Source organism: Pararhizobium sp. DWP3-4, from assembly GCF_049898205.1.
Taxonomy (GTDB): domain Bacteria; phylum Pseudomonadota; class Alphaproteobacteria; order Rhizobiales; family Rhizobiaceae; genus Pararhizobium.
The window spans coordinates 16,408-38,462 of sequence record NZ_JAFCXF010000024.1; the positions used below are offsets into that span (position 1 = coordinate 16,408).

The 22,055-nt window shown below is 62.4% G+C and carries 20 protein-coding genes and 1 pseudogene; 1 reads left to right on the forward strand and 20 read right to left on the reverse strand.

Going from position 1 to position 22,055, the window contains the following annotated elements; genetic code table 11:
• Positions 1 to 11: 11 nt before the first annotated feature.
• The 14 genes from ACP7E6_RS28265 to ACP7E6_RS28330 form a co-directional block, all read right to left on the reverse strand.
• Positions 12 to 1,082, reverse strand: coding sequence for a substrate-binding domain-containing protein (locus ACP7E6_RS28265; RefSeq protein ID WP_426233338.1), 1,071 nt, complete (start codon positions 1,080 to 1,082; stop codon positions 12 to 14).
• Between the two features lie 61 nt (positions 1,083 to 1,143).
• On the reverse strand, positions 1,144 to 2,199 hold the full coding sequence (locus tag ACP7E6_RS28270; protein ID WP_426233340.1) for a substrate-binding domain-containing protein: 1,056 nt from the start codon (positions 2,197 to 2,199) through the stop codon (positions 1,144 to 1,146).
• A 40-nt stretch (positions 2,200 to 2,239) separates the two neighbouring features.
• Positions 2,240 to 3,499: a M20 family metallopeptidase gene (locus ACP7E6_RS28275; protein WP_426233342.1), complete on the reverse strand. Its 1,260-nt coding sequence runs from the start codon at positions 3,497 to 3,499 to the stop codon at positions 2,240 to 2,242.
• On the reverse strand, positions 3,496 to 4,710 hold the full coding sequence (locus ACP7E6_RS28280) for an ROK family transcriptional regulator (RefSeq protein WP_426233344.1): 1,215 nt from the start codon (positions 4,708 to 4,710) through the stop codon (positions 3,496 to 3,498). Before ACP7E6_RS28280 ends, ACP7E6_RS28275 begins: the two co-directional genes overlap by 4 nt.
• 243 nt (positions 4,711 to 4,953) lie before the next feature.
• Positions 4,954 to 5,763: a phosphate/phosphite/phosphonate ABC transporter substrate-binding protein gene (locus tag ACP7E6_RS28285; RefSeq protein ID WP_426233346.1), complete on the reverse strand. Its 810-nt coding sequence runs from the start codon at positions 5,761 to 5,763 to the stop codon at positions 4,954 to 4,956.
• Positions 5,764 to 5,903: 140 nt separating this feature from the next.
• Positions 5,904 to 6,824, reverse strand: a complete 921-nt coding sequence (locus ACP7E6_RS28290) for a fatty acid desaturase (protein ID WP_426233348.1) — start codon at positions 6,822 to 6,824, stop codon at positions 5,904 to 5,906.
• Positions 6,825 to 6,984: 160 nt separating this feature from the next.
• The gene (locus ACP7E6_RS28295; protein WP_426233350.1) at positions 6,985 to 7,500 is read right to left on the reverse strand and encodes an RES family NAD+ phosphorylase; all 516 of its coding nucleotides are present in this window, start codon (positions 7,498 to 7,500) and stop codon (positions 6,985 to 6,987) included.
• Entirely contained in the window at positions 7,493 to 7,864 is a 372-nt protein-coding gene (locus ACP7E6_RS28300; protein ID WP_426233352.1) for an antitoxin Xre/MbcA/ParS toxin-binding domain-containing protein, read from the reverse strand. The genes ACP7E6_RS28295 and ACP7E6_RS28300 overlap by 8 nt, the downstream gene beginning before the upstream one ends.
• Positions 7,865 to 7,941: 77 nt before the next feature.
• Complete coding sequence (locus tag ACP7E6_RS28305) at positions 7,942 to 8,733, reverse strand: crotonase/enoyl-CoA hydratase family protein (protein ID WP_426233354.1); 792 nt, start codon at positions 8,731 to 8,733, stop codon at positions 7,942 to 7,944.
• On the reverse strand, positions 8,730 to 9,611 hold the full coding sequence (locus ACP7E6_RS28310; RefSeq protein WP_426233356.1) for a hydroxymethylglutaryl-CoA lyase: 882 nt from the start codon (positions 9,609 to 9,611) through the stop codon (positions 8,730 to 8,732). The genes ACP7E6_RS28305 and ACP7E6_RS28310 overlap by 4 nt, the downstream gene beginning before the upstream one ends.
• Positions 9,611 to 11,596, reverse strand: coding sequence for an acetyl-CoA carboxylase biotin carboxylase subunit (locus ACP7E6_RS28315; RefSeq protein WP_426233358.1), 1,986 nt, complete (start codon positions 11,594 to 11,596; stop codon positions 9,611 to 9,613). The genes ACP7E6_RS28310 and ACP7E6_RS28315 overlap by 1 nt, the downstream gene beginning before the upstream one ends.
• 13 nt (positions 11,597 to 11,609) lie before the next feature.
• A complete protein-coding gene (locus tag ACP7E6_RS28320) occupies positions 11,610 to 11,993 on the reverse strand; it encodes a RidA family protein (protein WP_426233360.1) in 384 nt (127 codons plus the stop codon).
• An 11-nt stretch (positions 11,994 to 12,004) separates the two neighbouring features.
• Positions 12,005 to 13,612, reverse strand: a complete 1,608-nt coding sequence (locus tag ACP7E6_RS28325) for a carboxyl transferase domain-containing protein (RefSeq protein WP_426233362.1) — start codon at positions 13,610 to 13,612, stop codon at positions 12,005 to 12,007.
• 37 nt (positions 13,613 to 13,649) lie between these two features.
• Positions 13,650 to 14,813 carry an isovaleryl-CoA dehydrogenase gene (locus ACP7E6_RS28330; RefSeq protein ID WP_426233364.1) on the reverse strand — a complete coding sequence of 388 codons (1,164 nt, stop codon included), beginning with the start codon at positions 14,811 to 14,813 and terminating at the stop codon, positions 13,650 to 13,652.
• Between the two features lie 348 nt (positions 14,814 to 15,161).
• Here ACP7E6_RS28330 and ACP7E6_RS28335 point away from each other — a divergent pair, with 348 nt between their 5' ends.
• Positions 15,162 to 16,394, forward strand: coding sequence for a TIGR03862 family flavoprotein (locus tag ACP7E6_RS28335; RefSeq protein ID WP_426233366.1), 1,233 nt, complete (start codon positions 15,162 to 15,164; stop codon positions 16,392 to 16,394).
• Here ACP7E6_RS28335 and ACP7E6_RS28340 read toward each other — a convergent pair.
• From ACP7E6_RS28340 to ACP7E6_RS28365, 6 genes and pseudogenes are all read right to left on the reverse strand, one after another.
• Positions 16,386 to 16,805 carry a DUF4174 domain-containing protein gene (locus ACP7E6_RS28340; protein WP_426233368.1) on the reverse strand — a complete coding sequence of 140 codons (420 nt, stop codon included), beginning with the start codon at positions 16,803 to 16,805 and terminating at the stop codon, positions 16,386 to 16,388. The genes ACP7E6_RS28335 and ACP7E6_RS28340 overlap by 9 nt on opposite strands.
• A gap of 102 nt (positions 16,806 to 16,907) precedes the next feature.
• The gene (locus tag ACP7E6_RS28345) at positions 16,908 to 18,176 is read right to left on the reverse strand and encodes a glycerate kinase type-2 family protein (protein ID WP_426233369.1); all 1,269 of its coding nucleotides are present in this window, start codon (positions 18,174 to 18,176) and stop codon (positions 16,908 to 16,910) included.
• 61 nt (positions 18,177 to 18,237) lie between these two features.
• The gene (locus ACP7E6_RS28350; protein WP_426233371.1) at positions 18,238 to 19,122 is read right to left on the reverse strand and encodes a 2-hydroxy-3-oxopropionate reductase; all 885 of its coding nucleotides are present in this window, start codon (positions 19,120 to 19,122) and stop codon (positions 18,238 to 18,240) included.
• A 5-nt stretch (positions 19,123 to 19,127) separates the two neighbouring features.
• Entirely contained in the window at positions 19,128 to 19,940 is an 813-nt protein-coding gene (hyi, locus tag ACP7E6_RS28355) for a hydroxypyruvate isomerase (RefSeq protein ID WP_426233373.1), read from the reverse strand.
• Positions 19,941 to 19,962: 22 nt separating this feature from the next.
• Positions 19,963 to 21,747: a glyoxylate carboligase gene (gene gcl, locus ACP7E6_RS28360; protein WP_426233375.1), complete on the reverse strand. Its 1,785-nt coding sequence runs from the start codon at positions 21,745 to 21,747 to the stop codon at positions 19,963 to 19,965.
• Between the two features lie 212 nt (positions 21,748 to 21,959).
• Positions 21,960 to 22,055: pseudogene (locus ACP7E6_RS28365) on the reverse strand (IS110 family transposase); the annotation flags it as partial.

Here is a 22,055-nt window from a genome sequence, read left to right on the forward strand (position 1 = left end):
AGCGCGGATAGTTACTTGATGGCGTCGGCAATGGTGGCCGGAACATCCTTGTTGAGCGACTTCCTCCAGCCGTCCTTGACCGTGTCCTTGGTGACCGCAAGCGAATCCACCACCAGGAACGGCGCAGCCTGCTTGCCGACCAGCGATCCGGCCGCAGCACGCGCAGCAGTCACGCCGATATTGTAGGCTTCGTCGGCCACCAGCGCTGCAACTGCGCCGCCCTTGACCATGTCGAGCGCTGCCGGCTCGTTGAGATCGAGCGTGACGATCTTGGTGTGGGTGTTTCCGGCAGAGCGCAGGGTGGACAGCACGCTCAGCGCAGGCTCCGCCCAGGTCACGTAGATGCCGTCGAGATCGGGGTTCTGGGTCACCATCGCCTGGGCGATCTCTTCCGCACGGGCCGGATCGGCCATGCCCGCCTCGGCAGTGATCTTCATGTCGGGATAATCCTGCTCGATCGTCGACTTGAAGGCTTGGTCGCGCTGGTTGGTCACGTAGAAATCGGCATCATGGAAGATATAGCCGACCTTGCCCTTTTTGCCGAGCGCCTCGGCCATCGCGACACCGGCCTTGTGACCCATCTGGAACAGGTCGTCCGAGACGATGGTCACATAGTCCTTGCCCTGCACATAGCCCTGCGGCGAGTTATCGACAAAGGCGAGCTTGACGCCGGCCTTCAGTGCCGGATCGTAGATCGGCCCGGCGGTTGCCGGATCGACCGGCAGAGACAGGATGATCGACGGCTTCTTGGCAAGCACGGTCTCGACATCGGCCTTTTGACGCGCGGCATCGAAGCCGGCGTCCGTCTGGGCGACGACTTCAACGCCCAGACGCTTGAATTCGTCCTGCGCGCCGCTGTTGACGGCATTGGTGTATTCGCTCATTTCGTGCCAGACGAGGGCGGCGGTGAACTTGCCGTCCTTGATCTTGGTCTCTTCATCCGGCGTCAGCGTGAAGCTTGCGGCCGGTGTCGGCTTTTCGCCATGCGGGCCGGTGGTTGCGCCATCGGCGGCAAACGCGTGGGTGGATAGAAGCGCGGCAACCAGCCCGGCCGGGATCATCGACAGCTTGTTCATCATCATTCCTCCAGAATTTTGGGTTGATGCGCGCCGGGCGGCTGTCTGCACAGCCCGGCGCAGCAGATCATTTGGCAGCGTCGAGGACTGACTGCGGCGCATCGCGGTTGAGCGACTGCTTCCAGCCTTCGGACACATCGGCCTTGGTCACGGTCAGCGCCGGGGCAACGATGAAGGCAGGCGTTTCCTGACCCAGCAACGCTTTCAGGCCGGTGGCGGCCATCGTCTGGCCAAGCTCATAGGCCTTGTCGGCAACAAGGGCTACGACATTGCCGCCCTTGACCATGTCAAGCGCTGCCGGTTCCGACAGGTCGAGCGTCACGACCTTGGTCTTGGTATTGCCAGCACCGCGCAGAGCAGAGAGAACACCTTCGGCCGGTTCGGCCCAGGTCACATAGATGCCGTCGAGATCCGGGTTCTGCAGCAGCATGGCATTGGCCAGTTCCTCGGCGCGGGCCGGATCGGAAATGCCCTGTTCGGCAACGATCTTGATATCCGGATAGTCCTTCTCGATGGTCGTCTTGAAGGCCTGGTCGCGCTGGTTGGTGACATAGTAGCTCGCATCGTGGAAGATGTAGCCGACCTTGCCCTTGCCGCCGATCGATTTCGCCAGCGCATCGGCCGCCTGCTTGCCCATCTGGAACAGATCGTCGGTGACGATCGCCGCATAATCGGTGCCGTGTTTGTAGCCGGCCGGAAGGTTGGAGAGAAAGACCAGCTTGGTGCCATCGGTCACGGCCTGCTTGAAGGCTTCGGCCGATGTCGTCGGGTCGAGCGGCAGGGCGAGAATGACATTCGGCTTGGCGGCAAGCGCCGTCTCGATATCGCTGCGCTGACGGGCGGCGTCGAAGCCTGCGTCCGTGGTCACCACAACCTCGACGCCTGCCTTGGCGAATTCGTCCTTGGCACCGGCCGAAACCGCATTGATGAAGTCGGATGACGTGTGCCAGAGCAAAGCCGCCGTGTAGCCCTTGCCCTTCAAGGCGGCGATGTCGCTGTCGGAAAGCTTGATTTCAGCGCTCGGTGTTGCTGTTTCGCCCGCCGGACCGACCGTCTGGGCATGGGCCGCGGTGATCATCGCACCAGTCAGAAGCGCGGCATTCAATAAAGTCCTGATAAGCATCTTTCTGTTCCCTTTTTCAGATTATCGATGGTTCAGTTTCTCATTCCACGATGCCGCAATAGCGCGCCATGAAGGTGGCGAACGCCACGATCCCGGCGAGGTATTCCTCGACATCGACATGCTCCTCGAATGTGTGGCAGTTGCTTATATCGCCCGGCGCGCAATAGACGGCAGGCACGCCGAGCCGGTTGACGAAGAACGGCGATTCCGACCAGAACGGCGCCCCCTTTATCGCTCCCCGACCAGCCATTGCCTCGCCGGCGGCAGCGCAGAGCATCGAGACTTCCGGCAGGTCCTGATCGATTTCCGCCGCCGAACCGCCGAGTGCATGGTCGCGCCCGGCCGGATAGGAAATCTCCACTTCGATCTGCGGATCGGACACGGCGCCGCGGATGACACTTTCCAGTTCGGCCGCCGCGGTATCGAGTGATTCACCCGGCAAGAGCTTGCGGATCAGCGACAGCGTGCATTCTTCCGGCACGGCAATGAATCCGCCGCCCGAAAGTCCGGTGATCAACAGGAACCCGCGCCCGATCAGCGGGTGCTCGGCCCGCGCCGAAATCGCGTCCGAATGTTCCCACAACTCCGACATCACCGCATGGCTCGCCTTCAGCGCGTCGCGCCCAAGCTCCGGCACGCCGAAATAGGCGGATTTGCCGGTGATCTTTATATCGGTGATGAAGAAGCCGATCTGTGCCGGATAGACTGCCAGCTGGGTCGGCTCGACATAGACGGTGAAATCCGGCTTTGCCACCACGCCCGCCTCGATGCTGGCGGTATAATCCTTGATCCCGGCCGACACGCCGGTTCCCGGCTGGCCGCTCTCCTCGTCGCCGACAAAGGCAAAAGCGATGTCGCCTTTCAGTTTGATCCCTGCTTTGTCGAGCAGCGTTAGCGCTGCCAGCGAACTGCAGATACCTGCCTTCAGGTCTCCGGCACCCCGGCCGCAGATCTGTCCGTCGATAACAGGCGCGGCAAACGGATCTTCCCGCTCGGTGCCAGCCCAGTGCTCCCGCCAGCCGTCGACATGAACAGTGTCGGTATGGCCGATGAACAGCAGCCGCTTGCCGCTTCCATCGCCCTTGCGCTCGCCGCGAAGGTTGGGACGCCCCGGCAGGAAATCCGAGACATGGATGCCGTCGATCCCGCGCGCTTTCATCTGGCTTTCGAGAAAGCCGACGAAATTGGCCTCGTTGCCGGTAATGCTCTCGGCTCCGATGGCGCCGCGCAACAGGGCAATTGCGTCCTCGCGGTCGAGTACGGCGCGCAGTCTTTCCGTCAGGGCGTTCGACGTGCTCATTGAAGGGCCTCCCGGAAGGTCACCGTTTCTGCCGGCGGCAGCGACATGTGGCTGTCGGGGGCGTCGGCGCCGAACAGCGCATTGTGCAAATGGCTGAGGCCGATCGCCGCAGCTCCAACGATTGCCGCGCGCGGCCCGAGCTGGCTTGCCTCAATATCGACGGGATAGGGAAAGCAGGTTGGCAGGAACTTGCGGATGCGCTCGATCAGTTCCGGACGCAGGCCGATCGAGCCGCCCATGATGACCTTTTCCGGATTGGCGATCGCCGCAATCGCGCTGATGCCGCGCGCCAGATATTTCGCCGTCTCGTCCAGGGTCGCGGACGCATGCACATCGCCACTCGCCGCCCGCTCGAAAATCGCCGGAACGGTCGCCGTCTCACCCGATGCCGCCGCATAATGCTGCATGATGCCGATCGAGGCGGTGACCCGCTCGAAGGCACCGGTGCGCAGCGATTCCGGATCGAAAGGATCGGCGCCGAACGGCAGGAAACCCAGTTCGCCGGCAGCATTCATCGCGCCGCGCACCAGCTGCCCCCCAACCATCAAGCCGCCGCCGATACCGGTACCGACGGCGATGAAGGCGAGGTTGTCGATGCCCTGCCCCTGACCCAGCCAGTTTTCGCCGAGCACGGCAAGATTGACGTCGTTTTCCAGGATCACATCGATGCCGAGCGCCTTTTCGAAGGCCGCCGCGACGTTCATCGTGTCGAAATCGGCAATGTTTGGCGCCAGCAGGATGCGGCCGGTCTTGGCGTCCGGCGCGCCGGGCGCCCCGATGACGGCCATGCGGATGCGTTCACGCGGAATGTTCAGATGGCTTGCCGCCTGCGCGCAGAGTTCGGCGATCTGGTCAACCACGAACTGGCCGCCCCGCCGGTCGGTCGCGACGACTTCCTCGGCAAATACCTGGCAGGCAAGATCTGCAATGGCGAGCCGGATTTTGGTGCCACCGAGATCGACCGCAGCAATATAGGCCGCATCCGGAACCAGTTCATAGGTGACGGCCGTGCGCCCGACATGGCCACTGGTGCGCCCGGTCTCACGTACCCAATCATCCAGTTCCAGCTGGCGGACGATTTCCGAGATGGTCTGCTTGGAGAGCCCCGTCTGCTTGGAAATAGAGGCGCGGGAGATCGGCCCGTTCTGGATGATCGCCTCCATCACGGCCCTTTGGGAAAACTTCCGGGAGATGCGCAGGGTTTCGCTCACAGTCACCTCAATTAATTCGTTCTATCACCGAACTATTGATCCGATTGGAATATGAGTCAACAGGAAATTGACCCGCGCATTCGGATTGAATGATTTTCCCCCCGCGCGCAGCAGGCGTGCATCTGCATCGGCGCTCGCCTATTGGCAGGCTCTGATAGCCTCTGCGTTTGAGATGATGATGACGAATCGTGTGCGGGCCCAGCCAGCGTCAGTACCCCTGATCGCAGACACGGCCGTTACGGTTCAGGCGATAGCCGGATAGCCCAGCCGCCGCGCCTGCCGTTCCAGTTCGGCCAGCGGTTCATAATCGGCATCGGAAAGAACGGCGAAATCCTTCAAGCAAAGCACATCCCGCACGGTGGCCAGCGACGGTGCGGCGATGGCCTGTTGCAAGACCTGTCTCAGCAGTGCCACCTCCGTCTCGGGGGCGTCGGCTCGGGTGATGAACGGCAGTCCTGGCCCGCTCACAGTCTGCGTCAGGATGCGGACACCGGCAAGGCTCTCAGGGTCAAATCGCAACGCGTTGCCATAGGTGACGCAGTCGATCGCCGCGACATCGGCCTTGCTGGCGGCAATCGCCGCAATACTGTTGCGATGGCTGCCGGTTTCGACCACCGAAGAAAAGAACCGGCCATTGCGTGAAAGCGGCGCAATGGCGGCGCGGAACAGGTTGGTGCCGGAATTGCTGTCAGGCTGGTTGATCGCCGCCCGCGCGCCGCGCAAATCTTCCAGCGATCGGGCAGCGCTGTGTTTCGCCACGACAATAAAGCTGCGCATCAGCGGTCCATCGCAGCCCAGATGGCCATAGACGGGTGTTGCCACCAGATTCACCTTGCCGCGCAGATGCTTGACGTAAGGAAAGCCGCAAGTCTGGGCGAGCAGCAGATCCGGCCGCGTCCAGGCCTGATGGTAGTCCACGACATCGTCCAACCCAGCCGGAACCTCGTCCAGCCCTGCCCGCTTCAGGGCTTCACTGAGGAAATCCCACAGTTTAGCCGTGGCCTCGGCAAGCGGCGGCGGACTGGCATACATGGCAAGGCTGGCAAGACGCATTCGGGAGCTTTCACAAGGGACAGGAGCCACTACAGCATCGCGCTTCATTCATAACGCGCAAACGCCGCTGTAGCACTCTAAATTTGCTGCACAATCCCGCCGGCGCCGTATCGTCAAAGTTTGCTGCGGTAGCACACCACTCAGGAATGTTTCGGATGCGTGATATCGTCATGGGGCTTTAGGAAAAACCGCCGGGCGATGTCCCAGTAGCTGTTATAGACCAGTCCGTCATTGGTGCCGATCAGGGCCTCGCGGTGACGGCGATAGATCGATGGCAGGCGGTACCAGGAAATGCCGGGCTTCAGGTGATGCAGCACATGCAGGTTGTTGTAGAGGAACAGCAGCCCGAACAGGTGGCTGTTTTCGACGATCGCGGTGCGCTCCTCATGCTTTTCGGCATAGCGGTGTTCGGCATAGGACCGCAGCCGCGTCAGCGCCGCACCGACATAGACGAAACCGAAGAAATAGAGCCAGAACGGCATGCCGCAGATCATCATGACCCAGAACAGCACGGCTGCAACACCAATCATATGCACCGTCCAGATGCGCGCCCGCCCAGACTCGCCGGCCCACAGCAGCCGAACCTCTTGCGCCAAAAAACTCACCAGCATGACGGCGGGTCCAATGGTCAACCGCCCTAGCAACGTCGTATTCCAGCGGGCAAGGAGCTTGCCCACCCGTCCCAGCCGCTCCCAGGCTGCCTTGGTAAAATAGGAGGATTCCGGATCCTCGATCGGATCGGTCAGATGCTCGTCGCGGTGATGCTCAAGATGGCTTTCGCGATAGATCGGATAGGGGAGCCAGAGCGATAGCGGGATCGATCCGATGGCGTCGTTGATGCGCTGATTGCCGGTCGGATGCCCGTGGATGACCTCGTGCTGCAACGATCCCTGCCAGGCGATCAGCCAACCACCCGCGAGAGCGACGATGACGACCGGCAGCGATTGCCACCAGAATGTCAGCGCCAGAAAGCCGCCATAGATCGCGATGGTCAGAATGACGGTCGGCCACTCCACCCGGCGGGCGGGGATTTTGATGGTGTAGGATGGCGTGTCGGACATGCGCGGCTGTTCCCCCAGAAGTAGAGGGAAATTACATCGTTGCGGCAGATTTGGATAATTATTGTTTATTTATTTAATGGACTATTTGGGAAAAATCGTTCGTTTTCAGCTGGATCGGCCATAGCTTTCATCCGCCGACCGCTTCGCTTTACAAAAAGGATCAGACCCAGGATGCCGGCGTCTTCGGCAACCGGCCGTCCGGATCGACGACATCGAGGCGGGGTGCGCCCTTTTCATTCCACCGCCACAGCGCCACGCAGGTCCCGCCCGGCGACATGAACGACGGATAGACGACACCATCGAAACCGCCGGCAATCAACCGTTGGCGCAGCTGGTGAGTCTTTGGCACCTGGCCTTCATCGAGAAGCATCCGCCACTCGCAAAGATGAATATCCTCCGGCACGCCAAGGCCGGAGAGCGCCGTGGGATCAGTGAGGTCGGCGAGCGCGGCATCCTTGAGATCCAGCTGTGCAATCAGCGCCGGATGCTGGACAAAACCTTGATTATACTCTGCCCAGGCAGTCGAGAGTTCGCGGGCCGCATAGATCGTCGCAGCGCCCACCGGATTCCAGCGTCCACCGAACCGCGCCGCGCCCTCGCCGGAAAGCGGCGCAAAGGCCCATTGCGGCACAAAGGCGCGCCACAATGTCAGCGTTTTCCTGGCCTTGTCAGGCATAGACGCCGGACCGGACCGCCTCGAGATAGGCCAGCACCTTGTCCGATTTGCCCTCGCTCACCAGATCATACGCGGTCTTTCCCGCCCAGCCCGGGATCGGCTGATGCTTGAACCAGATGGTCGCGCGGTTCTCGTCACCGGCCATTTCGCTGGCCATCGCAAGGATGCGCACGACATGGCTCAAGGCATGATCGACCTTGCGCGCGCCGGACTTCGCCGTCAATGTATTGCGGGCAACGCCGATCAACCGGGCAAGCTCCGACAAGGTGACGCCAAGCTGGTTGGAGACCCGCTCAGCCGAAAGGAACGGCGATTGACCATCGCCGAACCGGCTTGCCGTCATATCGAAGCTCAAAGCTGCCATGACATTTCCTAACGCATATTGATAAGTACAGTATCAAAATATGCTCAAATCGTGCGCATTTCAAGCGCAGCTGCTGATTAAACTGATCTGCGCCACCAAGGCTCGCGCTTTTCTAGAAAGGCGGAAATCCCTTCGCGTGCCTCGTCCGTCTCCCAGACATCGGCCAGGCGTTCGATCGTCGCCTCGATGACATCATCGGTGATCGGCATGCCGAGCGACCGCGCCAGCGCCTTGGATTGGCCAACTGCCCCGGGGGCGACCTGCAGATAGGGTGTTATCTCCGCTTCGACCGTGGCATCGAGATCATCTGATGGCACGACGCGCGCCAAAAGCCCTGCCGCTTGCGCTGCCTGCGCGTCAAAAATCCTGCCGGACATGAACAGGGGCCGCGCCTGCCCCTCGCCGATCCGCGCCATCACATAGGGGCTGATGGTCGCCGGAATCAGCCCGAGCCGTGTTTCCGTCAACCCGAACTTGGTGGTATCGGCGGCAATTGCAACATCGGCGACGCATAAAAGCCCGACGCCACCGCCAAACGCATTGCCGTGAACGCGCGCGATGAGCGGTTTCGCCAGATCGTTCAGCGCCTTGAACATCAAGGCCAGCCGCTTGGCCTCCTTGATGCGCCCCGCCCGGTCCGCCTCGATCTGCGCCTTCATCCAGCCGAGATCACCACCGGCACAGAAGCTTGCACCCTCGGCTACCAGCACGACGACCCGAACGGCGGCATCCGCACCCAGCAACCTTGCCACGGTGGTCAGCTCGCCGATCATCGTGCCGGACATGGCATTGTGCTTTTCCGGCCTTGCCAATGTCAGCGTTGCCACGCCCCTGCCGTCAACCGTGACGCGAATGGTCTCGTAGGTCATGCCAAACTCCTCAAGCTGCGTGCAAACACCGAGGCCGCTTCAAGCGCCTCCTCGTTGAGGCCGGTGACGAACCCTCGGCTCGTCACATAGCGGTCGACCAGCAGCGTATCGACATTGCCCCTGGCGCCTGGCGCATAGGGGCAGCCGCCGAGCCCGCCGACCGACGCATCGAATACCCGGATGCCGCGATCGAGCGCCACGCCGATATTGTCGAGCGCCCGGCCCGACGTATCGTGAAAATGCCCGGCGAGCTTACTCGCAGGGATGTCCGCCAACACCGCCGTAAGCATGCGGTCGACCGCCTCCGGCGTGCCGCGTCCGATCGTATCGCCAAGGCTGATTTCGTAGCAGCCAAGCTTCAGCAATTGCCCCCCGACGTCGGCAGCACTTTCGGGTGCCACAGCCCCGTCATAAGGGCATTCGACCACGCAGCTGACATAGCCGCGCACCGCAATTCCCTCATTGCGGGCTGCCTCCGCCACCGGGCGAAACCGCTCGATGCTCTCGGCAATCGAGCAGTTGATGTTGTGCTGTGAAAACCCTTCCGAGGCCGAGGCAAAGATCGCCACCTCGTCTGCGCCAGCCGCAATAGCTGCCTCGAAACCCTTCATATTGGGCGTCAGCACAGCATAGCGCACCCCCGGCCGGCGGGCGATCCCGGCCATGACCTCGGCAGCGTCGGCCAGTTGCGGCACCCATTTCGGGCTGACGAAACTGGTCACTTCGATCCGCTCGAAACCGCAGCCCGACAGCATATTAACCAGCCTGATCTTGTCCTTCGTCTCGATCAGCACCTTCTCGTTCTGAAGACCGTCCCGAGGTGCCATCTCGATGATCGACACCCTGTTTGAAACTCCGTCTTTACCCACGGAAGACATCAGACCTCCTCAGGCTTCAGCATCAAAAGCACAGTACCATCTGTCGTCTGATCGCCCTCGGCGACAAACAGGCTCTCGACGATGCCGTCGCGGCTGGCCGAAAGCGTCAGCTCCATCTTCATCGCTTCCATGATGATCAGCGGATCGCCCTTCGACACCGCGTCGCCCTCCTTGACGCGCACCAGCTTGATCAGCCCCGGCATCGGCGCGGTCAGGCGATCGCTTCCCGCCGCACTTTCCGCTTCGCCGTCCAGCGGATCGGGAATGTGGAAATCGAAAGCCCGGCCATCGACGAGAAGCGTGAACCCCTTTGCGATCTCAAGCCGTTGCAACCGGCTCTGCCGGCCATCGGCCTCGACAAGACAACCGCCATCGAACCGCCCGGAGATCCGAACCGGAATGACCCGGTTGCTGCCATGGACGGCAAAAAGGTCGAGACCACGCGCCGCCACCCGCAGCACATGCCGCTCGCCGGCATGATCGAGCGTCACCGTGCGCGTCGCCTGCCCCCAGACTTGCCAGTGACCGAGCGACCTCCAGGGATCGCCGGTGGGCGGGGCCGGCAATGTTCCGAGCGACAGGACGGCTGCCAGCGCCAGCACGGTTTCATCCGGCGCATCAGTCACCGTCAGCGCCTCGACCTCCCGGTCGATCAGCCCGGTATCGGGATGCCCGGCCGCGAAATCCGGCTGTTGGCTCAGGCGGGTCAGAAATTCGAGATTGTTGGCGACGCCGCCGATATGGCTCTTTGCCAATGCCGCCGTCAGCTTTGCCAATGCCGCTGCCCGCGTCGGCCCGTGCACGATCAGTTTGGCAATCATCGGATCGTAGAACGGGCTGATCCGGTCACCCTGCCGCACACCGGCGTCAACCCGCACACCATCGTCCGGAAACCCCACATGCGACAGCGTCCCGGTCGATGGCAAAAAACCGCGCGCAGGGTCTTCCGCATAGACCCGCGCCTCGAAAGCCCAGCCGTCGATCGACAGTTCCGATTGCTTCAACGGCAGCGGCTCGCCATTGGCGACCCGCAACTGCCATTCCACCAGGTCAATGCCGGTGATAGCCTCCGTCACCGGATGTTCGACCTGCAGCCGCGTGTTCATTTCCATGAAGAAAAACCGGTCTGGCCAAAGCCCATCGGAGACATCGGCGATGAACTCGACGGTGCCGGCGCCACAATAATCGATGGCGCGCGCCGCCCGCACGGCAGCCTCCCCCATCGCCCGGCGCATTTCCGCCGTCATCCCGGGTGCCGGCGCTTCCTCGATCACCTTCTGGTGGCGCCGCTGCAGCGAGCAGTCCCGCTCGAACAGATGCACGGCATTGCCATGCCGGTCGCCGAACACCTGGATTTCGATATGGCGCGGCTTCGTCAGGTATTTTTCGATCAGCACCGCACCATCGCCGAACGCAGCCTCCGCCTCGCGCCGCGCCGCCTCAAGCGCCGCGCCGAAATCCTCGGCCCGGTCCACCCGGCGCATGCCCTTGCCGCCGCCGCCGGCCCGCGCCTTGATCAGCACCGGAAAGCCGATCTCGGTAGCTTGTCCGGCAAGAAACGCAGCATCCTGACTGTCGCCGTGATAGCCGGGGACCACCGGCACGCCCGATTGCTCCATCAGCACCTTTGCCGCGTCCTTCAGTCCCATTGCCCGGATGGCAGCGGCCGAAGGCCCGATGAAGGCCATGCCCGCCGCTTCCACGCTTTCTGCGAACTCCGCATTCTCCGACAGGAACCCGTAGCCGGGATGGATCGCCTGCGCGCCCGAACGCCTGGCAGCGGCGATGATGCGCCCGGCGTTCAGGTAACTTTCGCTGGCTGCGGCCGCACCGATGCGAAAGGCTTCGTCCGCCAGCTCGACATGCAGCGCACCGGCATCCGCCTCGGAAAAAACCGCGACCGTGCGAATGCCGAGACGCCGCGCCGTGCGGATGATCCGGCAGGCGATCTCACCGCGATTGGCAACCAATATCTTCGAAAACATCACTCTATCCCGGTTATTGCGCGGCGACGACTTCGACCTCGAGCAGCCAGCTCTCATCGAAAATGCCGGCAATCACCACTGTCATCGCCGGCGCTAGACTGCCCAGATATTCGGCGCGGATTTCCCGGTTGGCCATCGTATGGTGCCGGTCGGACAGATACATCGTGACCTTGACGATATCGGCCTTGCTCATGCCGGCAACCTTCAGCTGCGCATCGACATTCAGCCAGACTTGCCGCGCCTGCGCTTCGAATCCTGTGGGCAGCACATCGTCGGGACCGGCCGGGATCTGGCCGCTGACGAACAGTACCTTGGTAAAGTCCTCGATCCGCACCGCCTGCGAATAACCGCCGCGTGGCTGAGGGGCGTTCTTGGCGTTGAAAGCATCACGTTTCATGGTCTTTCTCCTCACATCCTGAACAGGCCAAATCGGGTATCGTCGATCGGCGCATTGAGCGCTACAGACAAGGAAAGCGCCAGAACGTCGCGGCTCTTGCGCGGATCGATGATGCCGTCGTCCCACAGCCGCGCCGAGGCATAGAGCGGATGGCTCTGGGTCTCGAACAGGTTGAGCACCGGCTGCTTGAACTTCGCCTCGTCTTCCTCGGTCCAGGGCGTGCCCGCCCGCTTCAGCGCATCGCCGCGCACGGTTGCCAGCACGCCTGCCGCCTGCTCGCCGCCCATCACCGAAATCCGGCTGTTCGGCCAGGTCCAGAGGAAGCGCGGCGAAAAGGCCCGGCCGCCCATGCCATAATTGCCCGCGCCAAAAGAGCCGCCGACCAGCATGGTGATCTTCGGCACCTTGGTCGTCGCCACCGCCGTCACCAGCTTGGCGCCGTGCTTGGCGATCCCCTCCGTCTCGTATTTTCGCCCGACCATGAAGCCGGTGATGTTCTGCAGGAAAACCAGCGGGATCTTCCGCTGCGAGCAGAGCTCGACGAAATGCGTGCCCTTCAGCGCCGATTCGGGAAACAGCACGCCGTTGTTGGCGATGATACCGACTGGAATTCCGTGGATATGGGCAAAGCCGCAGACCAGCGTCGTGCCATAGCGCGCCTTGAACTCGTCCAGCCGCGAGCCATCGACGATCCGGGCGATCACCTCGCGAATATCATAGGGCGTGCGCAGGTCCAAAGGCACGACACCGGCAATGTCGGCGGGATCGTAGACCGGCTCTTCCGGCGCCTGCCGCTCGACGGTGGTTATCGCCAGCCGGTTGAGGTTGGCAACTGCGCGGCGCGCCAGAGCCAGCGCATGCGCATCGTCGCGCGCCAGATGATCGGCAACGCCGGAAAGCCGCGTATGCACATCGCCGCCGCCGAGATCCTCGGACGACACCACCTCGCCGGTCGCTGCCCGCACCAGCGGCGGCCCGGCCAGAAAGATCGTGCCCTGCCCTTCGACGATGATCGCCTCGTCCGACATCGCCGGCACATAGGCGCCGCCCGCCGTACAGGACCCCATCACGACCGCTATCTGCGGAATGCCGGCCGCCGACATATTGGCCTGATTGTAGAAGATCCGGCCGAAGTGATCGCGGTCCGGAAACACCTCGTCCTGGTTCGGCAGGTTGGCGCCGCCGGAATCGACCAGATAGATGCAGGGCAAATTGTTCTCTGCCGCGATCTCCTGTGCCCGCAAATGCTTCTTCACCGTCATCGGATAATAGGTGCCGCCTTTGACCGTCGCATCGTTGCAGACGATCATGCAGTCGCGGCCGGACACACGGCCGATACCGGTCACCAGCCCCGCCCCCGGCGCCTCGCCCTTGTAAAGCCCGTGCGCCGCCGTCAGGCCCACTTCCAGAAATGGCGTCGCCGGATCGATCAGCTGCGCCACGCGCTCCCGCGGTAGCATCTTGCCGCGGCTGACATGACGCTCGCGCGCCACCTCGCCGCCGCCGCCGGCAGCCAGAGCCGCCGCTTCCTCGACTACATGCATCGCCTCCGCCATCGCTGCGCTGTTGGCGCGGAAGGTTTCGGAAGACGTGGTAATTTGCGATTTCAGAACGGCCATTCATTCCCCCGACCAAACATCCTGCAGAGTGTCACGCTCAAGCCGTCTCGCCAAAAAGCTCCCGCCCGATCAGCATGCGCCGTATCTCCGACGTGCCCGCGCCAATCTCGTACAGTTTCGCATCCCGCAGCAGCCGGCCGGCCGGATAGTCATTGGTATAACCGTTGCCACCCAGCACCTGGATGGCTTCCAGCGCCAAAGCCGTCGCCCGTTCCGCCGCGTAGAGAATGCAGCCGGCCGCATCCTTGCGCGTCGTCTCTCCACGATCGCAGGCGGCCGCCACGGCATAGACATAGGCGCGTGCCGCATTCAGCGTCACATACATGTCGGCGATCTTGCCCTGCATCAGCTGGAATTCGCCGATCGGCTGACCGAACTGCTTTCGCTCATGCAGATAGGGGACTGCAACGTCGAGGCAAGCCGCCATGATCCCGAGCGGCCCGGCCGACAAAACGACGCGCTCATAGTCGAGACCCGACATCAGGATGCGCACACCGCCGCCAACGCTGCCCAGCACATTTTCCTCCGGCACCTCGCAGTCGCTGAAGATCAGTTCGCAGGTATTGGAGCCCCGCATGCCGAGCTTGTCGAGCTTTTGGCCTGTCGAAAATCCGGCAAAATCCTTTTCGACCAGGAACGCGGTAATGCCGCGCGGTCCGGCTTCCGGATCGGTCTTGGCATAGACCACCAGGACATCGGCGTCCGGGCCATTGGTGATCCACATCTTGCTGCCGTTGAGCACATAGCGGTCGCCGCGCTTGTCGGCCCGGAGCTTCATCGACACCACATCGGAGCCGGCTCCCGGCTCGGACATTGCCAGAGCGCCGACATGCTCGCCGGAAATCAGCTTCGGCAGATACCGGGCCTTCTGGGCGTCGGAGCCGTTGCGGTTGACCTGGTTGACGCAGAGATTGGAATGGGCGCCGTAGCTCAAGGCCACCGAGGCAGACGCCCGGCTGATCTCCTCCATCGCCACGCAATGGGCGAGATATCCAAGTCCGGTGCCGCCATAGTCCTCGCCCGCCGTGATCCCGAGCAGGCCGAGATCGCCCAGCTCCCGCCAGAGCGGCATCGGAAAGCTGTTGTTCCGGTCGATGTCGGCGGCCTGCGGCGCAATGCGCTCGCTGGCAAACCGCCGCACGGTGTCGCGCAAAGCCTCGATCTCTTCACCCAAGGCAAAATTCAAGCCGCCAGAATACATCGGGCCTCCTCCCTGTCGGATCACGCTGCCTGAACGGAAAGAAGACGATAATACGAGACCCGGCCTCGAAAAGGCGGTCAAGGATACCTGCATTCCTCCCGGTACAGCAGCCGCTGCATGACGCCGGCGCTGCGGACTCCTCTCCACCGCACCGGTACCGGTTTTAAGACTAACACAGCCGCACAACAATTTCCGAACCAAGACAGGCGCTTGCACGCATGATTTGCAAAAAATCACGGCAGGAACCATCGTCGGCGTTGCTTGGACCGTTGGATGGGCGCATCCGCCCTTGCATACAAAACCTGCAGGCTTCAAGACCGCATCACGACAATCAGCGCTGGAATGTTCATGTCAGGAAAACAGATTGCGATCATCGGCGGCGGACCGGCGGGCCTGATGGCGGCGGAAATGCTGTCGATGTCCGGCCATGCCGTGACGGTCTATGACGGCATGCCGACATTCGGCCGGAAATTCCTGCTGGCCGGAAAATCCGGCCTCAATATCACTCATTCGGAAGACTACCTGCGTTTCAACACCCGTTTCGGTGCGGCGTCGGACCGCCTGCGCGCAGCGCTGGATGCCTTCACTCCCGCCGACGTGCGCGCCTGGGCGTCCGGCCTCGGCACGGAAACCTTCACCGGTACATCCGGCCGCGTCTTTCCAACAGTCATGAAGGCCTCGCCGCTGCTGCGCGGCTGGCTTAGACGGCTGGAGGCGCAGGGTGTCACGCTCGTCACCCGCCATCGCTGGACGGGCTTTGCCGATGACCGCCCCACCTTCGAGACCCCGTACGGCCCCAAAACCATCCTCAGCGATGCGACGCTGCTTGCGCTCGGCGGCGCCAGCTGGCCGCGCCTTGGCGCTGACGGCAGCTGGATGCCGCTGTTGCGAGACAAAGGCGTCGAGATCGCCGATCTCCAGCCCGCCAATTGCGGCTTCGATGTCGATTGGAGCGATGTCTTCAAGCACCGCTTTGCCGGTGCGCCGCTAAAATCCGTCACGACCATGTCGGACGCAGGCGCCTTCCCCGGCGAATTCGTGATCTCCCGCCACGGGATCGAAGGCAGCCTCGTCTACGCCCATTCGGCAGAATTGCGCGACCGTCTGGCGCGGCAGGGCAAGGCGACCCTCCTTGTCGATCTCGCTCCTGGCCGCAGTCTCGACAGACTGGAAAAGGACTTGGCGCGGCAGGATGGGAAGATCAGCCTCTCCAATCGCCTGCGCAAGGGCGCCGGTCTCGAAGGCGTCAAAGCGGCCCTGGTGCGGGAACTGGGTTCCCAGATCGCGCTCAACGACCCCGCCCACTTGGCCAACCTGATCAAAGCGCTGCCCATTCCCGTCACGCGTCCTCGCCCCATCGCCGAAGCGATTTCTTCGGCCGGCGGCATTCGCTTCGATGCGCTCGACGAACGATACATGCTGAAGGTCCTGCCAGGCGTCTTTGCCGCCGGGGAAATGCTGGACTGGGAAGCGCCGACCGGCGGTTATCTGCTTACCGCCTGCTTTGCCACTGGACGGGCGGCAGCGGCGGGGATCAGCGAATGGCTACTGAATCCGGCTTCATCATCGGTGTCAGTTTGATCGCTTGTCTTGGCGCATCGGCATCTGGTCGATCAGCTCGAACAGCACGGCTGCCGGCACGACCTCATCCGCGCGGAATTTCACCGCGCCATCCTTGCCCACCAGCTTCAGTGCAAAAAAACCGTCCGTGACGTCCAGGTCGGAGCGGATGGCGTAGCAATTGAGATCGTATTCGGGGCCGAACAGTGCCTTGACCTCATTGCGCCCGACCTCCAGCACGATCATGTCGCGCTCGCGAAGTCCATCAGCCTCGGCAAGCAAAAGGTTCGCCTGCCGCGCTGCGTCGAGATGGTTGTCATCGGGGAAAATAATGACCACGCGGTAGCGCCATTCGAAATCCGCCAAACTCATCCCGCCCTGCTGCGGATCGATTTCGATACCGGAGACAGCTCCAGACAATGATTTCAGCATCGCCTTTATCCTCTTGCATTGAACCATGAGGATGCTAACTGGCGACCAGGGCATTTGGTTCCAGAGTTTCGTGAACCGCTGCCTTTAGGTGAATGAACGGCGCTATTGCACCAAAATCGCCCTGATATCATTGACATTGGTCCCGGTCGGCCCCGGCTTGAAAATATCGCCGATCGCATCGAACGCGGTCCAGGCGTCGTTGCGGTCAAGCAGCGCCGCTCCATCGACCCCGGCCTTGGCAAGGCGCGCGACACTTGTCCCATCGGCAAACGCGCCGGCATTGTCCTCCGACCCGTCGATGCCATCGGTATCGGCGGCCAGCGCCGAAATTCCTTCGGAACCGTCGATACCCAATGCCAGCGACAAGAGGAATTCGCTGTTGCGCCCGCCCTTGCCCTCGCCCCTTATGGTCACCGTCGTTTCGCCACCCGACAGAATGACCACCGGCTTGCGGAACGGCCGGTTGCGAACGGAGACCTCGCGGGCAATCGCCGCATGCACGCGGCCGACCTCCCGCGCCTCGCCTTCCATCGCGTCGGACAAGATGACTGCCTTGACGCCGGCTGAACGGGCAAGATTGGCGGCCGCCTCCAGCGAAACTGCAGCCGAGGCGACAAGGCGGACCTCGTTGCGGTGAAACTTTTGGTCGGCAGGGTTCGGTGCCGCAGACGCGTCGCTGCGGATAAACCCCATCGCCTTTTCCGGCAATTCCAGCCGGTAGCGCTCGATATAGCGCAGTGCGTCTTCGCGGGTGCTGTTGTCGGGAATCGTCGGTCCCGAGGCCACCAGCGCCGGATCGTCGCCGGGAATATCCGAGACCACCAGCGACACGACTTTTGCAGGCCAGGCCGCCGCCGCAAGCCGCCCGCCCTTGATGCGGGACAGATGCTTGCGGATCGCGTTCATCGCGCTGATCGGTGCGCCGGAGGCCAAAAGCGCCCGGTTGACGGCGATCTCGTCGTCGAGCGTCAGGTCACCCGCCGGCAACGGTAGGAGCGCCGAGCCGCCACCGCAGATCAGCGCCACGACCAGATCGTCCTCGCCAAGGCCGCTGACCTCCTCAAGCAACCGGCGCGAGGCTTTCAGCCCGTTTCCATCCGGCAGCGGATGCGATGCCTTCAGCACCTCGATCCGCTCGCATCGTGCTCCATAGCCGTAGCGCGTCACGACGGCGCCCGAGAGCGGCCCGTCCCACAGCCGTTCGAACACCTGCGCCATCTGGGCAGCACCCTTGCCGGCGCCGATCACCACCGTGCGGCCCTTCGGCTTTTCCGGCAGGTTGGCGGCCAGCACCTTGGCCGGATCGGCGGCGGAGACTGCCGCATGAAACAGCGTTTCCAGAAAGGCTTTCGGGTCGGCGATCACGGCCATGTCTTCATCCTCATTCATGAAAAACCGGGCGGCCCTCCTCCTGGCCGCCCGGTCCTTGTCGTCAGGCGACCGCGTGGTTGGCCATGCGTTCGAGAGCCGTGACGAGGCCTGAATGATCGAGGCCGGCATCGCCATGGGCAGCGCAGCTGTTGAACAGTTCCTGCGTCGCCGCCGTGTTCGGCAGCGAAACGCCGATGGCCTTTGCCCCCTGTAGCGCCAGATTGAGATCCTTCTGGTGCAGCGAAATACGGAAGCCCGGCTCGAAGGTGCGCTTGACCATGCGGTCGCCATGCACTTCCAGAATGCGCGACGAGGCAAAGCCGCCCATCAGCGCTTCGCGAACCCGGGCCGGATCGGCGCCCGCCTTCGAAGCAAAGACCAGCGCTTCCGCGACAGCCTCGATGGTCAGGGCGACGATGATCTGGTTGGCGACTTTGGTCACCTGCCCGTCGCCGCAATCGCCGACCAGCGTGATGTTCTTGCCCATCAGCTTGAACAGCGGCAGCGCCCGCTCGAAACTTCCTTCGGTACCGCCCGCCATGATCGACAGCGACGCGTTCCTGGCGCCGACTTCGCCGCCCGAGACCGGCGCGTCCATGTATTCGGCGCCCGTTTCACGGACCTTTTTGGCAAATTCCTTGGTCTCGATCGGCGAGATCGAGCTCATGTCGATGACCAGCTTGCCCTTCGACAGGCCGGAGGCAACGCCGTCTTCACCGAACAGGACGTCCTTCACATCCGGCGTATCCGGCAGCATCAGGATGGTGATATCGACCTTTTCCGCCAGTGCCTTCGGTGTGTCGGCAAAACGCAGGCCGTTGTCGAGCAGTTCCTGCTTCGGCGGGATGTGGAATTTCGAGGTAACGACGGTGTGGCCGGCATCCTGCAGGTGGCGCGCCATCGGCGTGCCCATGATACCCAGTCCGATAAAGCCGATTGTGGCCATGATGCTTAGCTCCTGATCTTGATGATGTCTGCGCTGCGGGGGGATGTGGCTGATGCAAGCCAGCCGAGCCCTTCGGATGTCGTGATGCGCGGCTTGTATTCGCAGCCGATGAAGCCGTCATATCCGGCCGCATCCAGCGCCGCGAAGACGAAGGAATAGTTGATCTCGCCGGTGCCCGGTTCGTTGCGGCCAGGATTGTCGGCCAGCTGCACATGGGCGATCTGCGCCTGGTACTTTTTGAACGTGCCGATCAGCTCGCCCTCGGTGCGCTGCTGGTGGTAGAGATCGTACTGGATGAACAGGTTGTCGCTGCCCACTTCTTTGATGATCGAGGCCGCCTGCTCCACCGTGTTGAGGTAGAAACCCGGAATATCGAACCGGTTGATCGGCTCGATCAACAGCCGGATGCCGTGCTTGCCCAGTTCCCCTGCCGCCAGCCGCAGATTGGCAACGAACGTCGCCCGCAATACCTCGTCCGATACGCCGACCGGCGCAATGCCGGAAAGGCAGTTGATCTGCGTGCAGCCGAGCGCGGTCGCATAATCGATAGCCGAGGCCACGCCGCGGCGGAATTCATCGATCCGGTCGGGCAGGACGGCGATGCCACGCTCGCCGGCGGCCCAGTCGCCGGCCGGCAGGTTGTGCAGCACCTGGGTCAGGCCGTTGACTTCGAGTGCCGCCTTCAGCGCCTTGGCATCGAAATCATAGGGGAAGAGATATTCCACCGCCGTGAACCCGGCCTTGGCGGCCAGTGCGAACCGGTCGAGGAACGGCACTTCGTTGAAAAGCATAGTCAGGTTTGCCGCAAATTTTGGCATGAAAAATCCTCCGTCTCTCTGATCAGTCGAGCAGCGCCATGATCGCCGTCGGGGCATCCTCGCCGCGTTCGGCCAGCTCCTCGAATTCGACTACCGCGTTGATGTCGGCGCCCATCGAAATATTGGTGACGCGCTCAAGGATAAATTCTATGACGACGGGCACCTGGTGCTCCTCCATCAGGTCTTTTGCCCTTGAAAAGGCCTCCCGGAATTCGTTCGGGCTCCTGACCCGGATCGCCTTGCAGCCGAGACCTTCCGCCACCGTCACATGATCGACGCCATATCCCTTCTCCGCATCGCCGGAGGCGTTGATATTGTCGAAGGCGAGGCTGACTTCGAAATCCATGTTGAGCCCGCGCTGCGCCTGGCGGATGAGGCCGAGATAGGAATTGTTCACGACCACATGCAGGTAAGGCAGCTTGTGCTGGGCGCCGACGGCCAGTTCCTCGATCATGAACTGGAAATCATAGTCGCCCGAGAGCGCCACGATCGTCCGGTTTGGATCGGCGGCACGCACGCCGAGCGCTGCCGGCAGCGTCCAGCCGAGCGGGCCGGCCTGGCCGCAATTGATCCAGTTGCGCGGCTTGTAGACATGCAGGAACTGCGCACCGGCGATCTGGCTAAGGCCAATGGTCGAGACGTAGCAGGTGTCGCGGCCGAACGCCTTGTTCATCTCCTCGTAGACACGCTGTGGTTTCAGCGGCGTCTGGTCGAAATGCGTCTTGCGTAGCATGGTCCGCTTGCGTTCGCGGCATTCCTCCGCCCAACCGGACCAGTCCTTCAGCTTGCCCCCCGTTTTCCATTCGGTGGCGACGTCAAGGAACAGTTTCAGCGCAGTACCGGCATCCGAAACGATGCCGAAATCCGGTGCAAAGACCCGGCCGATCTGGGTCGGCTCGATATCGACATGGACGAACTTGCGGCCTTCGGTATAGGTCGGGACGTTGCCGGTATGGCGGTTGGCCCAGCGGTTGCCGACACCCAGCACGAAGTCGGAGGCAAGCAGATTGGCATTGCCGTAGCGATGCGAGGTCTGCAGGCCGCACATGCCGGCCATCAGCGGATGGTCGTCGGGGATCGTACCCCAGCCCATCAGTGTCGGAATGACCGGAATGCCGGTGATCTCGGCAAATTCGGTCAAGAGATCGGATGCATCCGCATTGATGATGCCGCCACCGGCAACGATCAGCGGACGCTCCGCAGCGTTCAGCATGGCGATCGCCTTTTCGGCCTGCGCCCGCGTCGCTGATGGCTTGTAGGCCTCAAGCGGCGCGTAGGTATCGATATCGAACTCGATTTCGGCCAGCTGCACATCGACCGGCAGGTCGATCAGCACCGGACCGGGACGGCCCGAGCGCATCAGGTGAAACGCCTTCTGGAAGACGAACGGCACCAGCGCCGGCTCCATGACGGTGACCGCCCATTTGGTCAGCGGCCCGGCAATCCTGGCGATATCGACCGCCTGAAAGTCTTCCTTGTCGAGCCGAGCGCGCGGCGCCTGGCCGGTGATGCAGAGGATCGGGATCGAATCCGCCTGGGCCGAATAGAGCCCGGTGATCATGTCGGTGCCGGCCGGACCCGAGGTGCCGATGCAGACGCCGATATTGCCGTGCCTGGCGCGGGTATAGCCTTCCGCCATATGGGACGCGCCCTCGACATGCCGCGCCAGGATATGGCGCACCGAGCCGCGCGCCTTCAGCGCCGAATAAAAGGGATTGATTGCCGCTCCCGGAACCCCGAAGGCACAATCGACGCCTTCCCTCTCCAGAACCAGAACCGCCGCATCGACTGCGCGCATTTTCGCCATGACTGTTTCCTCCATCGTGTGAGGATCAGGGTAGTCCGATTTTTTCAGCGGGCAATCATTTAATGGAAATCATTCCCATCATATGGAAATAAACATCTTCAACGATTCCGATATGAATGGCGGCGTTTTGGAGCATGATAAATGCCTATCGAGTTCATGCCCGGCCCCGCACTCCCTCTTCTCCCCGCAGGGGAGAGCGACTGTCTTGTTCGTCAAGCGTTTTGCCATGGTTTATTGTCCCGGATGATGGCATTGAGAATGGTGAGAAGCTTGCGCATTGTCGCAACGATGGCGACGATTTTGGGTTT